This is a genomic window from Larkinella arboricola (genome assembly GCF_003259745.1).
Lineage (GTDB): Bacteria > Bacteroidota > Bacteroidia > Cytophagales > Spirosomataceae > Larkinella > Larkinella arboricola.
Genome location: NZ_QLMC01000002.1, coordinates 484272 through 499825, shown reverse-complemented (window position 1 = coordinate 499825; position 15554 = coordinate 484272). Strand labels below are relative to the sequence as shown.

The window sequence follows — 15554 nt, the reverse complement described above, 5'->3', positions numbered from 1 at the left end:
AAATGAGGCTGAACTTCTTTCTGTTCATCACGGCCGTCTTTCTGGCTTCGTTACCTTAGAGGCATTCAAACAGGTTTTTTAAATGACTGATTTCATCCGATACTGTAATCAATTATCCCCCCTGGACGAACAGGCACAGGCTGACCTATTGCTAAGTATTAAAACGAAGACGTACGCCAAAGGAGACTATTTACTGCGAGAGGGGGATGTTTGTAATTATATCTTTTTCATCAACAGCGGGCTGGCAAAGATCTGGTCTTACCGGGAAGACAAAGAGTTTGTTCATTGCTTTTTCGCCGAAGACATCCTGTTCTCCGTTTTCGACAGTTTCCATAGCCGGACGCCATCGAAATTTATAATCACGGCTTTGGAAAACACCTCGGCCACGCTCATCCATTTTGATACTATGGAAAGCCTCAGCAAAAAACACCATTGCATCGAAACCTTGTTCCGAAAGGTGACCGACAATGCCACAGCGAGTATGATCAAACGAATCAGTGGGATACTGGAAGAAAATGCTGTTGACCGTTACCACCAGTTTATAGCGGAGAACCCTTCGATTGCCCAACGCTTATCCCTGGGCGACGTCGCGAAATTCCTGGGTATTACGCAACCTTCCTTAAGCCGTATCAGGAATCTAAAGTGATTATTTACCCTAGGTGAAAAAAGAGCCGATACCGTGCGAATAGCTTTGCCTGAAACTTCAAACCAGGCAAACCATGAATCATTCTTCCAGTACTAAGGGCTGCGGTTATGCAAGAATGCTCAGGTACCGGAAAGCAATCGTCCACCCGCGTCCAGAGCATTTCTCTTTGGACGCGGGTGGATTTTTCATTGATCATGGACTGGCCATTTTTTTAACTTTTTAATCACTAACAACATGATTTTAATCACAGGATCTTCGGGAAACATCGGTAAAGAACTGGCTAAACTTCTGGCCCAGTCCACGAGTAAGGTAAGGGCCATGTGCCGTACCCAAGACGAACTGGAGCAGTTTACAAAACTGGGTATAGAAGCGGTAATAGGCGATTTTAACGACGCAGAAAGCTTAAGACAGGCCATGCAGGGTTGTGAACGTCTGTTTCTACTGGCTGCGGCCGTACCGGAGCAATCCCAACACTACCGCCTAGCCATTGATATGGCCGTAGAAGCCGGCATCAAACAAATCGTCAAAATATCAACGGGAGACAGCAATCTGGATTCGCACATCGCCTGGGCCAAAGCAAGTGCTGAAAGTGACCACTATTTGAGAAGCAAACCGGTTAACTGGACCCTGCTTCGTGCCACGGGTTTCATGCTGAATATCGCTGGAATTGAAAAACACGATTTCGCAGGGCTTTCTGCTCAATCCAACCGGCGAGGGCAAAGTAAGCTGGATTGACCATCGGGATATTGCCCTGGTGGCCAAACATATTCTGACGGAAGATACCCACCACCGGGCCACGTATTTTCTGACGGGTCCCGAAGCTTTATCGACCAACGATGTAGCCCGCAAGTTTACCAAGGTTTTAGGCTTTGAGGTGAACAGTGTGCCCATCGCGATGGAAGATATGCGAAACCAGCTTGTTCATACCGGCCTGGATGAATGGCGTATCCATTCCTTTATGGCCCAGTATGACATGGTGAAAGGGGCTTACGGAGTGGATGTTACGGAAGATGTAAAACGGATAACGGGTCAAAATCCCCGCACGCTCGAGCAGTTTATAGAAGAGTTTAAAGGGGAGTTTAGCCGGGGCAGGGAGGTTGCCGTGGCATAAAAGTGGTCGAGACCCTTGCCTTCATTTGGTGTACTGTTACTGGTTGAAACCCAGGGTTTGCTTCCGCGAAAAGGCCCTGGGTTTCACCTTTATTGAAACAGGTTGCCCATCCGGGTTTAGTCATCAAGGTCATCTTCAATAAAACGCGTAGTATGAAAGAGCAGCTGATTTCACCTTTTAAGATTCAAATCCCCGACGAACGGCTGGCGGCCATTATGGCCAAGGTCAAGGCATACGACTGGACTCAGCTTCCCGATACAGGCGGGTGGCAATCGGGCGTCGGGATTGACGATCAGAAGCGGCTGATGGACTACTAGCAGACCCGCTTCGACTGGCGTACAGTCGAGCGACGCCTGAATGAACTGCCCCAGTTTACGACGGACATAGAGGGCGAGCGTATCCATTTCATCCATAGAAAGCCGCATACATGGTACGTCATTGCCTTTCCAATAATGCAACATTGTTGCAAATATAGAAAAACCCTTATACCTTTGTTAAACATTTATCAATGCCCCGCGAGACCGTACAAAGGTCGGTTTGGGATTGATAAACATGTAGAAGTACAGATTTGAGAAGATAAAACCTGACAACAATGCCGGAATTCTGGGAAACGAACTTTATTGAAAAGCAAGCCATGTGGGGTTTTCAGCCCGCTAAATCTGCGGTGCTGACCAGGGATTTTTTTCTCGAGAAAACCGTAAAAACCGTCCTGATACCGGGCATTGGTTATGGCAGGAACGCACAGGCTTTCAGAGAGAAGGGCATGACGGTAACGGGCATCGAGATTTCGGAAACGGCCATCGAGCTGGCCCGAAAACACTACGGTACCGATATAACTATTTACCACGGCTCGGTGAGCGATATGCCATTTGACAATACGCAGTATGACGGCATTTTTGCTTACGCCCTTATTCATCTTCTGGCCCCCAAGGCAAGACAAAAGCTGATTCAGGATTGTTATAATCAACTGTCAGAGGGCGGTTATATGGTTTTTACAGCCATTTCCAAACAGGCCCCTACCTACGGCAAAGGCAAATTCATCAGCAAAGATTGTTACGAAATACACGACGGTCTACCCATGTTTTTTTACGATACGGAATCGATTGAGGAAGAATTTGGTCACGTTGGTTTAGTGGAGATTACCGAGGTTCAGGAAAACTTCCCCTTTTTTCTAATCAAATGCCGCAAGGGTAATCCGCTGAGGTAGTCCGTTGCGGGCCAGTATATGCGTGGAACCGGCCTTGCTGGTCCATCCCGATTTTCTGCGGAATTATCCGCTGGATACCAAAATCAAAAACTACGGTTTTTTCTCGTATTCGGTCACCGAATCGCTGCACCTTCCCGATAAGGAAAAGACGATTATTACGTCTATCGTTAAAAACATAGGCGAGGAGTTGGAAACGGCTATCGATGACATCAGCCAGTCAGATCTGCTGCTACATCACTATTTCAACGACGAAAGGGCCTTGATGAACGGATTGCCAACGGTTCCGTATCTTGTTCAGCAAATTTTTTCAAGTCGAAAACCAGTTTGTCTCCGCTGGAATTCAGAGCGAGTTTTAATTAATGCTATCGAAACGAATGGTTTGCCTTACTCTAGGTGACCTTATCAGGGGTATTGACAGTCACTGTCAACACCCCTGAAATTTATTGCTGATAACCGAGCCAGGTCGTTCAGTGCGTTTCAGGATGCTCCAACACAATTCGGCCATTCTTTTTGTGGCCTGGCTTATTGGGCTTTGCCAGTAAAGCATTCCAGCCCTCAGCGGTTTGCGCCAAAGGAAACACCTCGCCAACATTAACGCTCAGTTTGCCTTCCTCAATCAGCGTGGCGATCCGGGCTAAACTCTGTTGAGAAGGCTGCAACTGGGCAAACGTGGCTTGAATGGCAAATTTGGCGGCTAAATCGGCGGAAACCGGCTGGGTGGTTGATACCAGATAACCACCGGCTTTGATGAGGGAGTAAGATCGCTGTAATACATCACCCCCGACCAGATCAATTACAACATCCACGGGGTCGACCACGGATTCAAAGGAGGTGGTGTGGTAATCGATAAACCCATCAGCCCCCAACCCGCTTACGTAGTCCTTATCAGCGGAAGCCGCTGCGACAATCACCTTTGCCCCCGCCTGATGCGCAAACTGAACGGCATAAGCCCCGACCGCGCCCGCTCCACCATGAATGAGAACTGTTTGACCGCTTTTCAGGTGCGCATCGTTAACTAAAACCTGCCATGCCGTTTGGGCGGCTACGGGGACGGAAGCGGCTTCAACGAACGTCAACGAACGAGGCTTTAGGGCGATTACTTGCGGGCTTATGGCTATGTATCCGGCATTGGCTCCCCCGGGCAGACTCGCTCCGTACACTTCATCGCCTATGCTAAAGCCCTGTACCTGCGGGCCGACGGCTTCAATGACCCCGGCAAAATCGATGCCCGGAATCCACGGTAGTGCTATCGGGAAAACCGCCTGCATGGCTCCGGATGCTTTTAGTAGATCCAGCTTATTCACTGCCGAAGCCTGAAGGCGAATCAGTACTTCATCTGCCGCGGGCGTCGGCGTGGTCACTTCCCGAAAAGCCAGATTTTCGGCTGCACCAAAGTTGGTTAAAACAATTGCTTTCATGTCAGTTTAGTCAATGGTTGATTCGGTTAGTAGGGGGTAATCCGTGTAGCCCTGAGCCCCGGGGGTGTAAAGAGTGGTATAATCCGGCTGGTTCAGCTCAGCTTGCCGGGCAATACGTTCGGCCAGATCCGGGTTGGCTAAAAAAGACCGGCCAAAGGCAACCAGGTCGGCAAAGCCGTTGTGTAAGGCGATTTCGGCGGTCTGGGGCGTTAAGCCATTACACAGGATGATTGTGCCGTGGAAGCTGCTGCGGATCGCATCCAGCGTTTTTTGCGGAATGGGCACGTTGACGGCAATATGGATATAGGCAATAGCAAGTTTGTCAAGTTCCTGAGCCAGATACGCGTACGTTTCATGAACGTCATCGTCGGCATAGGAAGGCAGATCACCAAGCGTTGAATAAGGCGAAAAACGAATGCCTACCTTTTCGGGACCAATCGTATCGGCTATGGCTTTGGCCATTTCGACAATTAACCGGCTCCGCCCCCGAATGCTGCCTCCGTATTCATCTGTTCGGTTGTTGATAACCGGGTTTAGGAATTGTTCGAGTAAGTAGCCATTGGCGCCATGCAGCTCAATCCCGTCAAACCCGGCTTTGAGCGCATTTTGAGCCGCGACGACATGGCTATGGATCACCCCGGCAACCCCGCTGGTAGTCAAGGCCTGCGGTTGCGAATAATCCTGTAGCCCCGCCGTATCGGTGAAGATTTGCCCGGTTGCTTTTATAGCGGAAGCACCTACCAAGGTAGCCCCATCGGGAAGGTTGTCCTGATGTCCGATGCGGCCGGTGTGCATCAACTGCACAAAGATTTTAGTGCCAGCCGCATGAACAGCCGACGTTATAGTCTGCCAGCCTTCAATCTGATCCTCGGAAAAAATACCGGGGATGCGTGGATACCCCAACGCTTCGGGCGTGGGCGCTGTCCCTTCGGTAATGATTAAACCGGCTCCCGTACGCTGGGCGTAGTAGCTGGCCATCAACGCATTGGGCAGGTTGTTGATGGCTCGGCTGCGGGTCATGGGAGCCATCACTAAATGATTTTTGAGGCTTAGCCCCCGCCTTGAAAATGGCGTCAGAATTTTGTTCATCATTTGCGGATGTTAGTACACCACAAATGTCCGCCCTGCTTCCGGGCTTAAATAGCCGGAGTAGGCGTATAAATAGTCCTATCCGCCCAGTGCATACTTCTTCGGTTTAACGCCGAAATGTTTTTCGAACAACCGGCTGAAATGACTCAGATTGGTGAAGCCTAATTGATTACCGACGTCCGTAACGGAGTAGCCGCCCTGCTTCAACAGGAAGGCCGCTTCTTCCATGCGGGCTACCTGGAAATAGTTATAAATGCTGTCGCCGAAAACCTGCTTAAAAAGGTCTTTTAATTTGGTTTCACTCATGCCGACGAGTTTGGCCAGATGCGCCAGGTGGGGCGGCTGGCTTAAATCGGCTAACACGGCGGATCGAACGATGAACAGTTTGTCCATATCGTCCTTGTGGATGGGACTGTGGCGGGTCGTGTCCCGCTTGAGGAGCTGTTGAAAGACCAGCAGCAGTAGTTCCTGTACTTTGATGCGGTAATACAGGGCGCTCAGTTCGCCGTTCTGGTGGGCATTGGTTAACTGTTTCAGCGTTTTGTACACATCGGGACCCATGCTTTCGTAATACAGAAAACCCGGCGATCCGCTCAGAATCGTCTGGATTACCTGATTGGGCTGTTGCAGGTCCAGCAAGCTTTTCAGCCGGGTGGCCGTAACGCCAATGACAGTAAAATTAATGGCGGTATTGGCCGGAAAACGAATGACCGATTCGAGGTCCGACGAGGCAATCTGGATGGCAAACTCGGTGCTTTTGGCGAGACGAACCGGCTGTTCCTGAATAGAGGTGGACAGGTTGGCAAGTTCGTCGTTGCTATGAAAGATGATGCTCACAAGATCATAGGGCGAGTCGGCGGGCAGGCGTTTCAGGACAAATTCTTCATTAAACGTATAGTGGTGAACGAGCAGCTTAAAATCCGAGGCCAGGTCGATCTTTCGCACGTATCCACTGCCCAGTCTGGAAGGGATGTTTAAGGTGTCGCCGTAGACAGGAATGCCGTATTTTTCGCCAAAACTGGTTAAAAAGTTAAAGTCCGAATTCGCTATAAACTCAAACTCCATAGATGATGAGCGGAATAAATGCATTGATTGACAGGCAAAGTAAGCGGCTATTGGTTAACTTACAACCAGATGCTCCTTACTGGAACCAATCGGTTGAGGTATGGTTTTGGCAAAGGTGGAAAGCACGTACCGTGGTCGGGTTAATACCGTTGAAACCGGCCCTGCTCCTGCGGCAGTCCATCCAGGAAGGGGCGCTCACCATTTTGACTACAAGATTCTCCAGTTTCACTACAAGCCGAAAGCGTCGGCATATGAGCTTTGTCTTTCGAAAATATCAAACGAAAACAAATGACAAAGACCATTTTTATTACGGGCGCTTCGGCAGGAATCGGCAAGGCAACGGCAAAATTATTTGCGGCCAAAGGCTGGAAGGTGATTGCTACCATGCGCAAGCCGGAAAACGAAAAAGAACTGAATCGGCTGGACAATGTAACCCTGCTGCCACTGGATGTAACCAACCGGGAGCAGATTGAAGAAACCACCCAGAAAGCCCTGGCGCTGGGCCATGTCGATGTGGTGTTTAACAATGCCGGTTACGCGCTGCTGGGTGCCCTCGAAGCCACTACTGACGAACAGCTGGTTAGCCAGATGGAAACCAATTTTCTGGGTGTGGTTCGGGTGACGCAGGCGTTTATTCCTTATTTCCGGGAGAAGAAAGCCGGGCTTTTTATTACCACGGGTTCTTCGGCTGGTTTGATGGGTTTTCCCGTCAGTTCGATGTACGATGCCAGCAAATGGGCGCTGGAAGGCTGGAGCGAAAGCCTTTCGTTTGAATTGAACCAATTCGGTATTGGCATCAAGACCATCGAACCCGGTATGGTGGCTACCGAAATAGCGACTCGATCCGTGATCATTTCGCATCCGGCTTACGAAACGATGTTGGGGAAGTTTCTGTCGGTCATCGATCTTACTAAAAACCTACCGAATGGAAACGCATCTACGGCCGAGCAGATTGCCGAAGTCGTCTACGAAGCCGCTACGGATGGTAAGGATACGTTGCGCTATGTATGCGGTGAAGATGCAAAAAACTTGTATGCCCAGCGCCTTGCCGTAGGTGATGAGGCTTTCCGGGCCGGTATGAAGCAACTGTTGGCTGAAGCATAACCGGAACGTTAGGAATTACTTGGCCGGCACGTAGCGTTATTACTATGTGCCGGCAATAACGTTAGATAGGAATGAAAGCGGAACTTAGAAGCAAACCACGCATCTACCAGTCGATTACTGAAATACAACGGGCTTTCAGCTTACCGCAGCCTCTGCACCCACTGATAAGCCTGCTGGATTACAGCAAAGTAACAATTACCAGAGAGATGCTGGCACCCACGTTTGTCATGGACTTCTACAATATTTCGTACAAGGAATCGACGGGTTGCAGCATGAGATATGGCCAGACAACGTACGACTTCGATGGTGGCGGCATGTTTTTCACCTCGCCGGGACAGCCGTTAGCAGGAATTCATAGTTTAGAGTCCGATTTAGGTTTCACTTTGCTGATCCATCCCGATTTTCTGCGGAGTTATCCGCTGGACACTAAAATCAAAAACTATGGTTTTTTCTCGTATTCGGTCACCGAATCACTGCATCTATCGGATAAGGAAAAGGCAATCATTATGGCTATTGGTAAAAACATAGCCGACGAGCTGGAAACGGCTATCGATGACATCAGCCAGGATGTATTGATCTCGCAACTGGAACTGCTGCTGAGCTACAGCCAACGCTTTTACAAGCGCCAGTTCATTACCCGCAAGCCCATTAATAATGCGTTGCTGGAAAAATTAGACCTGTTGCTGCATCACTATTTTAATGATGAAACCGCTCTGATGAAAGGATTGCCAACGGTTCAGTATCTTGCCGACGAATTGAAGGTGTCGCCGAGGTATTTAGGCGATATGCTGCGGTCACTGACGGGGCACAACACCCAGCAGCACATTCATCAAAAACTCATTGAAAAAGCCAAGGAAGTTCTGACGATCAGCAACCTGACGGTGGGTGAAGTCGCCTATCAACTGGGTTTCGAGCACCCCCAATCGTTCAGCAAATTTTTCAAGTCGAAAACGAATTTGTCTCCGCTGGAATTCAGAGCGAGTTTTAATTGACTCTGCGAAATAAATTTGGACTCTTACACGCTGACTGCCCAAACGGACCAACCACCCCGAACCTAGAGCAGCCGCTTAGTAAATTAGGGTTGTCCGTTAGCCGGACTTCATTAAATTTAACTTAAGTCAAGTGGGATGACGATTGCTTAGCTCCATCCAGAGAAGACGTCAGCACCCTACCTGGCTTACAAACCGTCAGCGGTGCCCTCCACACATCAGCCGTAACCCGAATTGGAGCAGCCGCATGAACAGGTGAACCGAATCAATCCGTTTATTTTCCCAGAAACGAGCCGAATGCCTGCACAAAGGTCCAGACTGCCTGCCAGACCCGCTTTTTGTTATGAGCGGAACAAATAACGGCAGCCCCCGCCAGCCTACAATTCCGTCCTGGCGGATGTACTCCAACGGACCAACGCCCCTAGCCACTACCCTTCCTGTTATGAAACCACCCCGTTCTTCGAGTCTCCTGACGTATCTGCTGGTCTTCTGCTCGTTGCTCTGCTCCGTTGTCCGTGCCCAGAGCCCACGAATTGATAGTTTGAACCGGTTGATTAACCAGGCCACCACCGACACGGCCCGCATCAATTTAATCACCCAGAAAATCGCATTGCTTAGTGAAATCAATATTGATTCGGCCCTGGCGCTCAGCCTGAAAACCATTCGCTGGGCGCATACGATTGGCCATTCCCCCGGCGAAGCTTTTGCGCGGGTTCTGGCGGCCCAGAGTTACAACTATAAAGGTCAGTATGCGACAGCGCGGGCCCATTTAAGCGCAGCTGAAAAGATTTACACCGCTCTCAACGACTCCAGGAAGCTCATCAAGGTGTACAACAGCTACGGAACCCTCTACGGTATGCAGAGCAAGTACGACAGTTCTATCGTTTTTTTCAAGAAAAGCGCAGCCCTGGCCAAACGTCATAAAGACCAGTCCATGCTGGGTACAATTTATACCAACCTCGGTATTTCGTATCAAATGATGTCGGACCTGCCTCAGGCATTACAGTATCAGCACCTCTCGTTGAGCACGGCCGAAGCCAACGGCGACCGGACCACGCAGGCGTATTGCCTGGTTAACCTGGCAAACACGTATAAACTAATGGGCGATAACCAGGGCGCCCAGCAACGGTACCAGCAGGCCATCAGCCTGGCGAAACGCATAGGGATTAAAAACGTCGAATTGTATGCCTACACCAACCTGGCATCCATGTACAGTCAGGGCCCTACGGATCAGAGAGCATATGAGTTTGCGATGAAAGCGGCCCGCTTAGCCCGCCAGATGGGTGATCCGGGCATCGAAGCCACCAGTTTATCCCGGGCGGCTGTGTATTTAGCGCAGGTAAACCGGTTTAAACAAGCCCAGCAAGTCAACAAACGGGCCATGCAACTGGCCGATGCCTCCGGGCAACCGCTCAATATCCATCAGACCTATTCGTCAATGGGCACCATTCTCAAGATGCAGACCAACTGCGCCGAGGCCATCCCGTATTACGAAAAGAGCTTTACCGCCCTGAAAGACGCCGACATCTACGACGAACAGACCGCGCTCATGTATGGCGAGTTATCAGACTGTTACCAGGCCACCGGAGACTATCGCCAGGCACTGGCCACCTATAAAACAGCCACTTCAATCGGGGATTCAATCCGCAACAAAGAAAACGTTCGCAGAGCCACCGAGTTAAAGATGACCTACGAATTTGATAAACAGCAGCAGATTGCCCGGGCCGAGCAACAAAAACAGAACGAACTGGTCCAGACCCGGCAACTGGCCCTGCTGGTTGGACTCGTTTTGATGCTCGTGGTAACAGTTGTCTGTTTATATGCCTTCCGCACCAAGCAAAAAGCCAATCGTTCGCTCGAGCAGCAGAAGCAGGAGCTTCAACAAACGCTGACCCAACTGCGAGTCACCCAGCAGCAACTCATCCAGTCTGAAAAGATGGCCTCGCTGGGGGAGCTGACAGCCGGTATTGCCCACGAGATCCAGAACCCCCTAAACTTCGTCAACAACTTCTCGGAGCTAAGTGTGGAATTAGTGGAGGAACTGAAAGAAAATTCGTTTCAGCAATTGCCTGATTCGGAAAAACCGTATGCCGCCGAAATTCTGGGTGATCTGACCCAGAACCTGGCAAAAATTAACCACCACGGCAAACGGGCCGACAGCATTGTGAAGGGGATGCTCGAGCACAGCCGGACCAGCAGTGGCCAGCGGCAGATGACCAATCTCAACGCCCTGGCCGAGGAGTATCTCAAGCTGGCCTACCACGGTCTAAAGGCCAAAGAGAAAGACTTTACCTGTGAATTGGTGACGGAATTTGATCCGGGTTTAGGCCCGATCAACCTGGCGCCCCAGGACATCGGGCGGGTGCTGCTGAACCTCTACAACAATGCGTTTTATGCGGTTCAGGAAAAACTCAAAATCGCCCCTGAAGAGTACCAGCCCACGGTTACCGTAACCACCCGCCGTAGCAACGGAGCGGTGGAGATTCGGGTTCAGGATAATGGTACCGGTATTCCTGACTCGGTAAAGCAAAAGATTTTTCAGCCCTTCTTTACAACCAAACCCACCGGGCAGGGAACCGGGCTGGGCCTGTCGCTTAGTTATGACATCGTTACCAAAGGGCATGGGGGCAGTCTGGAAGTTGAAACGCAGGCAGGAAAGGGTACCCAGATGGTGATTCAACTACCGGCCTGAAGGCGTGTCTGTAAACAGAACCTGGGCACGGCTACCGAAGGCATCAAAGACCATGATCAACCAGCCTATCGGTCGATTGCCTGATGTTGAATACCGTTCATGGTTTTCGAGCAAGGGCTTTCGGGCCGTTTTGCCGTTCATCCTAACATATTACCATAAAATCGTGTCGTGCGCAACACAAATAGAATAAAATCGGGTTTACCGCAATACCGGTTACCTTTGGCCGCATAAGGTCCGTCTACGGATTAATGAGAAGAAAACAAGCATACACTTCATTGCTCTACCGGCTATTTGGCCTGCTGATGGCTTTTTACGTCATCAACCTCAGCATCGACGCACCGGATTACAGCCGGGCCGATGTGTACGGTCAGTACCACGACGACTTATCCATCAACGAGATGGAAAGCGTGGGTGAACTGGTGCTGGAAAAATGGCTCGGGCTGGCCGATGTCATTCCGGAACACGACGAACCCGATGAGGATAGTACCATCAGCAAATCCTTTTTCGTCTGGCTGCTGTCGGCTCCTCCGGTTCACTATCCGTTCCGATCAGTCATCCGCGACTTTCTACCGGTTTTCAGCCCGTTCAGAGCCGTGTTTTACCGCTCCATGTCGGCCGACGTCATTGCGCTGCCACCCGAACCAAACCGTATCTTCTGACTGCATCCGGTCAGCCATTGCTCCCGGACATCCGTCGTGCCTGAACGGTTCGGGCGCGTTAACGGCCCCTGACAAACTGATTTTCCAAACGCTGGTTACGTTCGCAAATCGTCTTTACGGTTTGCCTCACTATCTCTTTTTTATGCTTATCAATGTTCTGATTACGCTCCTGCTGGTTGCGTTGAACGGTTTTTTTGTGGCGGCCGAATTCGCCATTGTTAAAGTGCGGGCTTCGCAGCTGGAGCTAAAAGCGCAGGGAGGCAGTCCCGCAGCCCGGCTTGCGGTCCAAATTGTGGCGAATCTGGACGGTTATCTGGCGGCAACCCAACTCGGTATTACGCTGGCGAGTCTGGGGCTGGGCTGGATTGGCGAACCGGTCGTGGGCGAATTGCTCTCGGCCCTGTTCGACCTGGTTGGTCTGCAACTGAGCGAAGAAACCGCCCACCAGATTTCGCTCCCGGTGGCTTTTACCCTGATTACGATTCTCCACATTGTTTTCGGAGAACTGGCCCCCAAATCGCTGGCCATTCAGCGGACGGAAACCACCACGCTCGTCATCGCTTACCCCCTACAGGCTTTTTATTTTCTGTTTCGCCCGTTTATCTGGGTTCTTAACAACATTGCAGCCCTGCTGCTCCGCGGATTTGGCATTGAAGCCGCCCACAGCAGCGAGGTTCACAGCGCCGATGAGTTGAAATACCTGGTTCACCAGAGTACCGAAGAAGGCCACATTGAAGACAGCAACGACTCGACGGACCTGACGCTGGTGGAACGGGCATTTGAATTCTCGGAAAAAACCGTGCGGCAGATTATGGTGCCCCGCACGCAGATGTTTGGCATTGATATCGATACGTTTAGCGAAGAAATTCTGTACGAGCTATTGCAGGAACGATATTCGCGGGTGCCCTGCTACCAGGACGATTTTGATACCATTCTGGGCGTGATTCACCTCAAAGAGTTGCTGATTGCCCTACACCAGTCGCCCACGGTGGATATTCATCAGTTTATCAAACCGGTTATGTTTGTCCCCGAAACCCGCCGGATTCGGCCTCTGCTCAAGGATTTTCAGCGGCAGCGCCGACAGATGGCGATTGTGGTCAACGAGTACGGCGGAACCGAAGGACTCATTACGATGGAGGATATTCTGGAAGAACTGGTGGGCGAAATTCAGGATGAGTCCGACGAGGAAATCCCGTTTGTTGAACAAAAGTCACCGGATACGTACATTGTTCAGGCCGCGCATCCACTGGATGAAATCAATGAGTTTTTGCCCCGGCCCTTGCAGAAAGCGGGCGACTACGAGACGCTGGCCGGTTTGCTGCTCCACGAATTTGGCCGTTTGCCCGACGTGGGAGAAGCCGCCGTTCTGAACCAGTATGAAATAACCATCCTCTCCAAGCGGGGACCGGCCATCGAGCGGGTGCAACTCGTCGACCGGGCAAAATAACCCGCTGTCAATCAGCCTGTGTTGATTGAATAGCTACAAAAACAAACAGCGGCATTGATAGTGCCGCTGTTTGTTTTTGGGTAAGCTTTTAGCCCGAGTTTACCGGGTTCGTACGAGGTTATATTGTTTGACAAACTCTCCCACCCGAACCTCCAGCCTATACACACCATTACCCACTTCATTCAAGCGGACGACCTGTTCGGCGGCTCCCTCGCTACTCTGCCACACCCGCCGACCCGACAGATCGTAGAGCGTCAGCGAAACCGGCCCGGTCAGTGGGCCCTTTACCCGAACCGTAAAGGAGTCGGTAAAAGGATTGGGGAAATAATCCACCTGAATACGGCCCGCTTCCGGTTGGTCCTGGGTAGACAAGCGTCCTTCGGCAATCGGAACAATTTCGATACGCTGCTCGTCGGCACCAACGGTTTTACCGGCCTCATCCGACACTTGGGATGCCGTACTAACGGCATTTGCGACGCCCTGACCAGTGAGTGCGACCGAGACAGTTCCCCCACCACTCCCCGAGTGCGAGAAGGTCAGCGTTGCGGTTTTACTGCCGACGGACGCAGGTTTGAAGCTGACCGGAATCGTCACGCTTTTGCCAACCGGAATCACAAAAGGCAGCGCAAAAGGAGCCTGGAACGTAAACTCCGTACTTCCGGTGAGGGCAATGTTTGACAGCAGAATGGCCTGGTTGCCGCTTCGGTTAGTCACGGTCACCCCCGCTTCTTTGGTCGTTTTTGTCGTGACCTGACCAACCGCTACACTGGCAGGTGCATTCAGTTGGCTTTGGGTCAGCGGTGTCCGCGTCGGGGTTGTAGGGGTTATTCTAAAAAACACCTCCTGCGAGGACAGGGCCGGATTACCGCCCTGGGCTCCTGAACCCGCCACCACGTAAATCGTCCCGTTGTTGGCAATGGCCTGGGTTGCGTGTCGGGCTTGCTGCAAGTTTGCCACCCGGCGCCACACGCCCGTCGAAGGATTCAATGCTTCGGATTCTATATGAGCCTGCGGCTGGACACTTTCTCCGCCAATAACCACCAGTTCGTTATTCCAGACCACGCTCGTTGCCCCCGCCCGCGGGGTTGGAATCGGCTCGACCAGGGTTGTCCACTGACCCGATTTGAAATCATACACATCCACTTCCGGTACGGTAAACATAAAGGTCTGGCCCGTATTAGCAGAAGAACGTCTGCCCCCAGCCGCATAGAGTTTGTCGCCCATGATGACGGCCTGAAAATGATCCCGCGAATGGGGCGCATCGGGCAAGGTTCGCCAGGTGTTGGTAGCCGGATTGAATTCATCGAACCAGGCAACGTAACCGTTATTGTGTCCTTTGGTATTGCCACCTACCAGGTACAGTTTATTGTCGTAAACAGCAAGGGCCGCACTTCCGCGCCGTCTGGCAGCCGGTATTTCGGGGCCGTCCAGCCATTTGTTTGCTTTCGGATCGTATAGGTAAATCCGGGGGAGAGACGGTTCGGCGGGGTAACTACCGGTGAGCGCTCCGGCCACATAAACAAGTCCCTCGAGCGTAACAGCCTGAAAATGGTGCATATCAACCGGCGGAGCAGCCGCGTTGGTCCAGTTCCGGGCAACCGGGTCGTAGGCCTGCACGGGTTTAATTCCGCGTCCTCCCATCAGATAAAACCGGTCTCCAGCCTGTACGTAGGCGTTTTCAAGCCGCGCCGATGGGTTTCCGGACCTGGGCGTAATCGTCCGCCAGTCACCCGTCCCCGTGGCCCGGGCAATCAGAATCATGAAACGGTCACTGGTGCTACCGCCCCGTCCGTCGCTGGCCGTCACCTTAACGGTGAGCGTAAGCGGACTGTTGGTGGGCGGCATTCCCCGGAAACGACGGGTTGCTCCATCAAAGCTGAGCCAATCGGGCAAATCCGAGTTGTCCCACAGTGTAGCAGAATAGGTCAGCGGATCATTGTTAGGATCCCGAAACGTGTTGGCATCAAAGTCATACCTAAACGTTGACCAGACCGTAGCCCGCTGATCGCGTAGCCGTGAAGACAGCACGGGGGCCTGATTGGGGGGCGGTGTGGTAGCCACCACTTCAATGGCATTGACCTTGGGATTCTGTGCACTACCCGCACTGAAGACCACATTCAACGTGCC

At 51.6% G+C, this 15554-nt stretch carries 14 protein-coding genes and 1 pseudogene; 11 read left to right on the top strand and 4 right to left on the bottom strand.

The features are described from left to right. The first annotated feature begins 82 nt into the window (after positions 1 to 82). From LX87_RS09160 to LX87_RS09140, 6 genes and pseudogenes are all read left to right on the top strand, one after another. Complete coding sequence (locus LX87_RS09160; protein WP_111627908.1) at positions 83 to 646, top strand: Crp/Fnr family transcriptional regulator; 564 nt, start codon at positions 83 to 85, stop codon at positions 644 to 646. A 234-nt stretch (positions 647 to 880) separates the two neighbouring features. Beyond that, positions 881 to 1381, top strand: a complete 501-nt coding sequence (locus tag LX87_RS09155) for an SDR family oxidoreductase (RefSeq protein ID WP_111627907.1) — start codon at positions 881 to 883, stop codon at positions 1379 to 1381. Then, positions 1314 to 1757 (top strand): Rossmann-fold NAD(P)-binding domain-containing protein, encoded by a 444-nt coding sequence (locus LX87_RS09150; protein WP_111627906.1) that lies wholly within the window; start codon positions 1314 to 1316, stop codon positions 1755 to 1757. The genes LX87_RS09155 and LX87_RS09150 overlap by 68 nt, the downstream gene beginning before the upstream one ends. 152 nt (positions 1758 to 1909) lie before the next feature. Continuing rightward, positions 1910 to 2074 carry an epoxide hydrolase N-terminal domain-containing protein gene (locus LX87_RS28955; protein WP_211325286.1) on the top strand — a complete coding sequence of 55 codons (165 nt, stop codon included), beginning with the start codon at positions 1910 to 1912 and terminating at the stop codon, positions 2072 to 2074. A 15-nt stretch (positions 2075 to 2089) separates the two neighbouring features. Then, positions 2090 to 2329 (top strand): annotated as a pseudogene (locus LX87_RS29355) (epoxide hydrolase N-terminal domain-containing protein); the annotation flags it as partial. Between the two features lie 20 nt (positions 2330 to 2349). Beyond that, entirely contained in the window at positions 2350 to 2964 is a 615-nt protein-coding gene (locus LX87_RS09140; RefSeq protein ID WP_111627905.1) for a class I SAM-dependent methyltransferase, read from the top strand. 467 nt (positions 2965 to 3431) lie between these two features. Here the strand turns inward: LX87_RS09140 and LX87_RS09130 are convergent, their stop codons facing one another. The 3 genes from LX87_RS09130 to LX87_RS09120 form a co-directional block, all read right to left on the bottom strand. Next, on the bottom strand, positions 3432 to 4382 hold the full coding sequence (locus LX87_RS09130; RefSeq protein WP_111627904.1) for an NADP-dependent oxidoreductase: 951 nt from the start codon (positions 4380 to 4382) through the stop codon (positions 3432 to 3434). Positions 4383 to 4388: 6 nt separating this feature from the next. After that, positions 4389 to 5474, bottom strand: coding sequence for an alkene reductase (locus tag LX87_RS09125; RefSeq protein WP_211325285.1), 1086 nt, complete (start codon positions 5472 to 5474; stop codon positions 4389 to 4391). Positions 5475 to 5549: 75 nt separating this feature from the next. Then, positions 5550 to 6536: a helix-turn-helix transcriptional regulator gene (locus LX87_RS09120; RefSeq protein WP_111627902.1), complete on the bottom strand. Its 987-nt coding sequence runs from the start codon at positions 6534 to 6536 to the stop codon at positions 5550 to 5552. Between the two features lie 288 nt (positions 6537 to 6824). On the opposite strand from LX87_RS09120, the gene LX87_RS09110 reads away from it, so the two are divergent. The 5 genes from LX87_RS09110 to LX87_RS09090 all read left to right on the top strand — a co-directional run bounded on the left by LX87_RS09110 (position 6825) and on the right by LX87_RS09090 (position 13427). Then, on the top strand, positions 6825 to 7640 hold the full coding sequence (locus LX87_RS09110) for an SDR family oxidoreductase (RefSeq protein ID WP_111627900.1): 816 nt from the start codon (positions 6825 to 6827) through the stop codon (positions 7638 to 7640). A 71-nt stretch (positions 7641 to 7711) separates the two neighbouring features. Next, positions 7712 to 8632: a helix-turn-helix domain-containing protein gene (locus LX87_RS09105; RefSeq protein WP_111627899.1), complete on the top strand. Its 921-nt coding sequence runs from the start codon at positions 7712 to 7714 to the stop codon at positions 8630 to 8632. 340 nt (positions 8633 to 8972) lie between these two features. Beyond that, positions 8973 to 11321, top strand: a complete 2349-nt coding sequence (locus LX87_RS09100) for a tetratricopeptide repeat-containing sensor histidine kinase (protein WP_111627898.1) — start codon at positions 8973 to 8975, stop codon at positions 11319 to 11321. Positions 11322 to 11569: 248 nt separating this feature from the next. Next, positions 11570 to 11980 (top strand): hypothetical protein, encoded by a 411-nt coding sequence (locus LX87_RS09095; RefSeq protein WP_146624455.1) that lies wholly within the window; start codon positions 11570 to 11572, stop codon positions 11978 to 11980. 142 nt (positions 11981 to 12122) lie between these two features. Further along, entirely contained in the window at positions 12123 to 13427 is a 1305-nt protein-coding gene (locus LX87_RS09090; RefSeq protein WP_111627896.1) for a hemolysin family protein, read from the top strand. A gap of 99 nt (positions 13428 to 13526) precedes the next feature. On the opposite strand, the gene LX87_RS09085 is transcribed toward LX87_RS09090, so the two are convergent. Further along, positions 13527 to 15554, bottom strand: a 2028-nt coding sequence (locus LX87_RS09085) for a Kelch repeat-containing protein (RefSeq protein WP_111627895.1), incomplete at its 5' end; no start/stop codon positions are given.

What these genes read in the sequence shown, in the direction of transcription:
- LX87_RS09160 (WP_111627908.1), top strand. Translation starts at nt 83, where the DNA reads ATGACTGATTTCATCCGATACTGTAATCAATTATCCCCCCTGGACGAA.
- LX87_RS09155 (WP_111627907.1), top strand. Translation starts at nt 881, where the DNA reads ATGATTTTAATCACAGGATCTTCGGGAAACATCGGTAAAGAACTGGCT.
- LX87_RS28955 (WP_211325286.1), top strand. Translation starts at nt 1,910, where the DNA reads ATGAAAGAGCAGCTGATTTCACCTTTTAAGATTCAAATCCCCGACGAA.
- LX87_RS09140 (WP_111627905.1), top strand. Translation starts at nt 2,350, where the DNA reads ATGCCGGAATTCTGGGAAACGAACTTTATTGAAAAGCAAGCCATGTGG.
- LX87_RS09130 (WP_111627904.1), bottom strand. Translation starts at nt 4,382, where the DNA reads ATGAAAGCAATTGTTTTAACCAACTTTGGTGCAGCCGAAAATCTGGCT.
- LX87_RS09125 (WP_211325285.1), bottom strand. Translation starts at nt 5,474, where the DNA reads ATGATGAACAAAATTCTGACGCCATTTTCAAGGCGGGGGCTAAGCCTC.
- LX87_RS09120 (WP_111627902.1), bottom strand. Translation starts at nt 6,536, where the DNA reads ATGGAGTTTGAGTTTATAGCGAATTCGGACTTTAACTTTTTAACCAGT.
- LX87_RS09110 (WP_111627900.1), top strand. Translation starts at nt 6,825, where the DNA reads ATGACAAAGACCATTTTTATTACGGGCGCTTCGGCAGGAATCGGCAAG.
- LX87_RS09105 (WP_111627899.1), top strand. Translation starts at nt 7,712, where the DNA reads ATGAAAGCGGAACTTAGAAGCAAACCACGCATCTACCAGTCGATTACT.
- LX87_RS09100 (WP_111627898.1), top strand. Translation starts at nt 8,973, where the DNA reads ATGAGCGGAACAAATAACGGCAGCCCCCGCCAGCCTACAATTCCGTCC.
- LX87_RS09095 (WP_146624455.1), top strand. Translation starts at nt 11,570, where the DNA reads ATGAGAAGAAAACAAGCATACACTTCATTGCTCTACCGGCTATTTGGC.
- LX87_RS09090 (WP_111627896.1), top strand. Translation starts at nt 12,123, where the DNA reads ATGCTTATCAATGTTCTGATTACGCTCCTGCTGGTTGCGTTGAACGGT.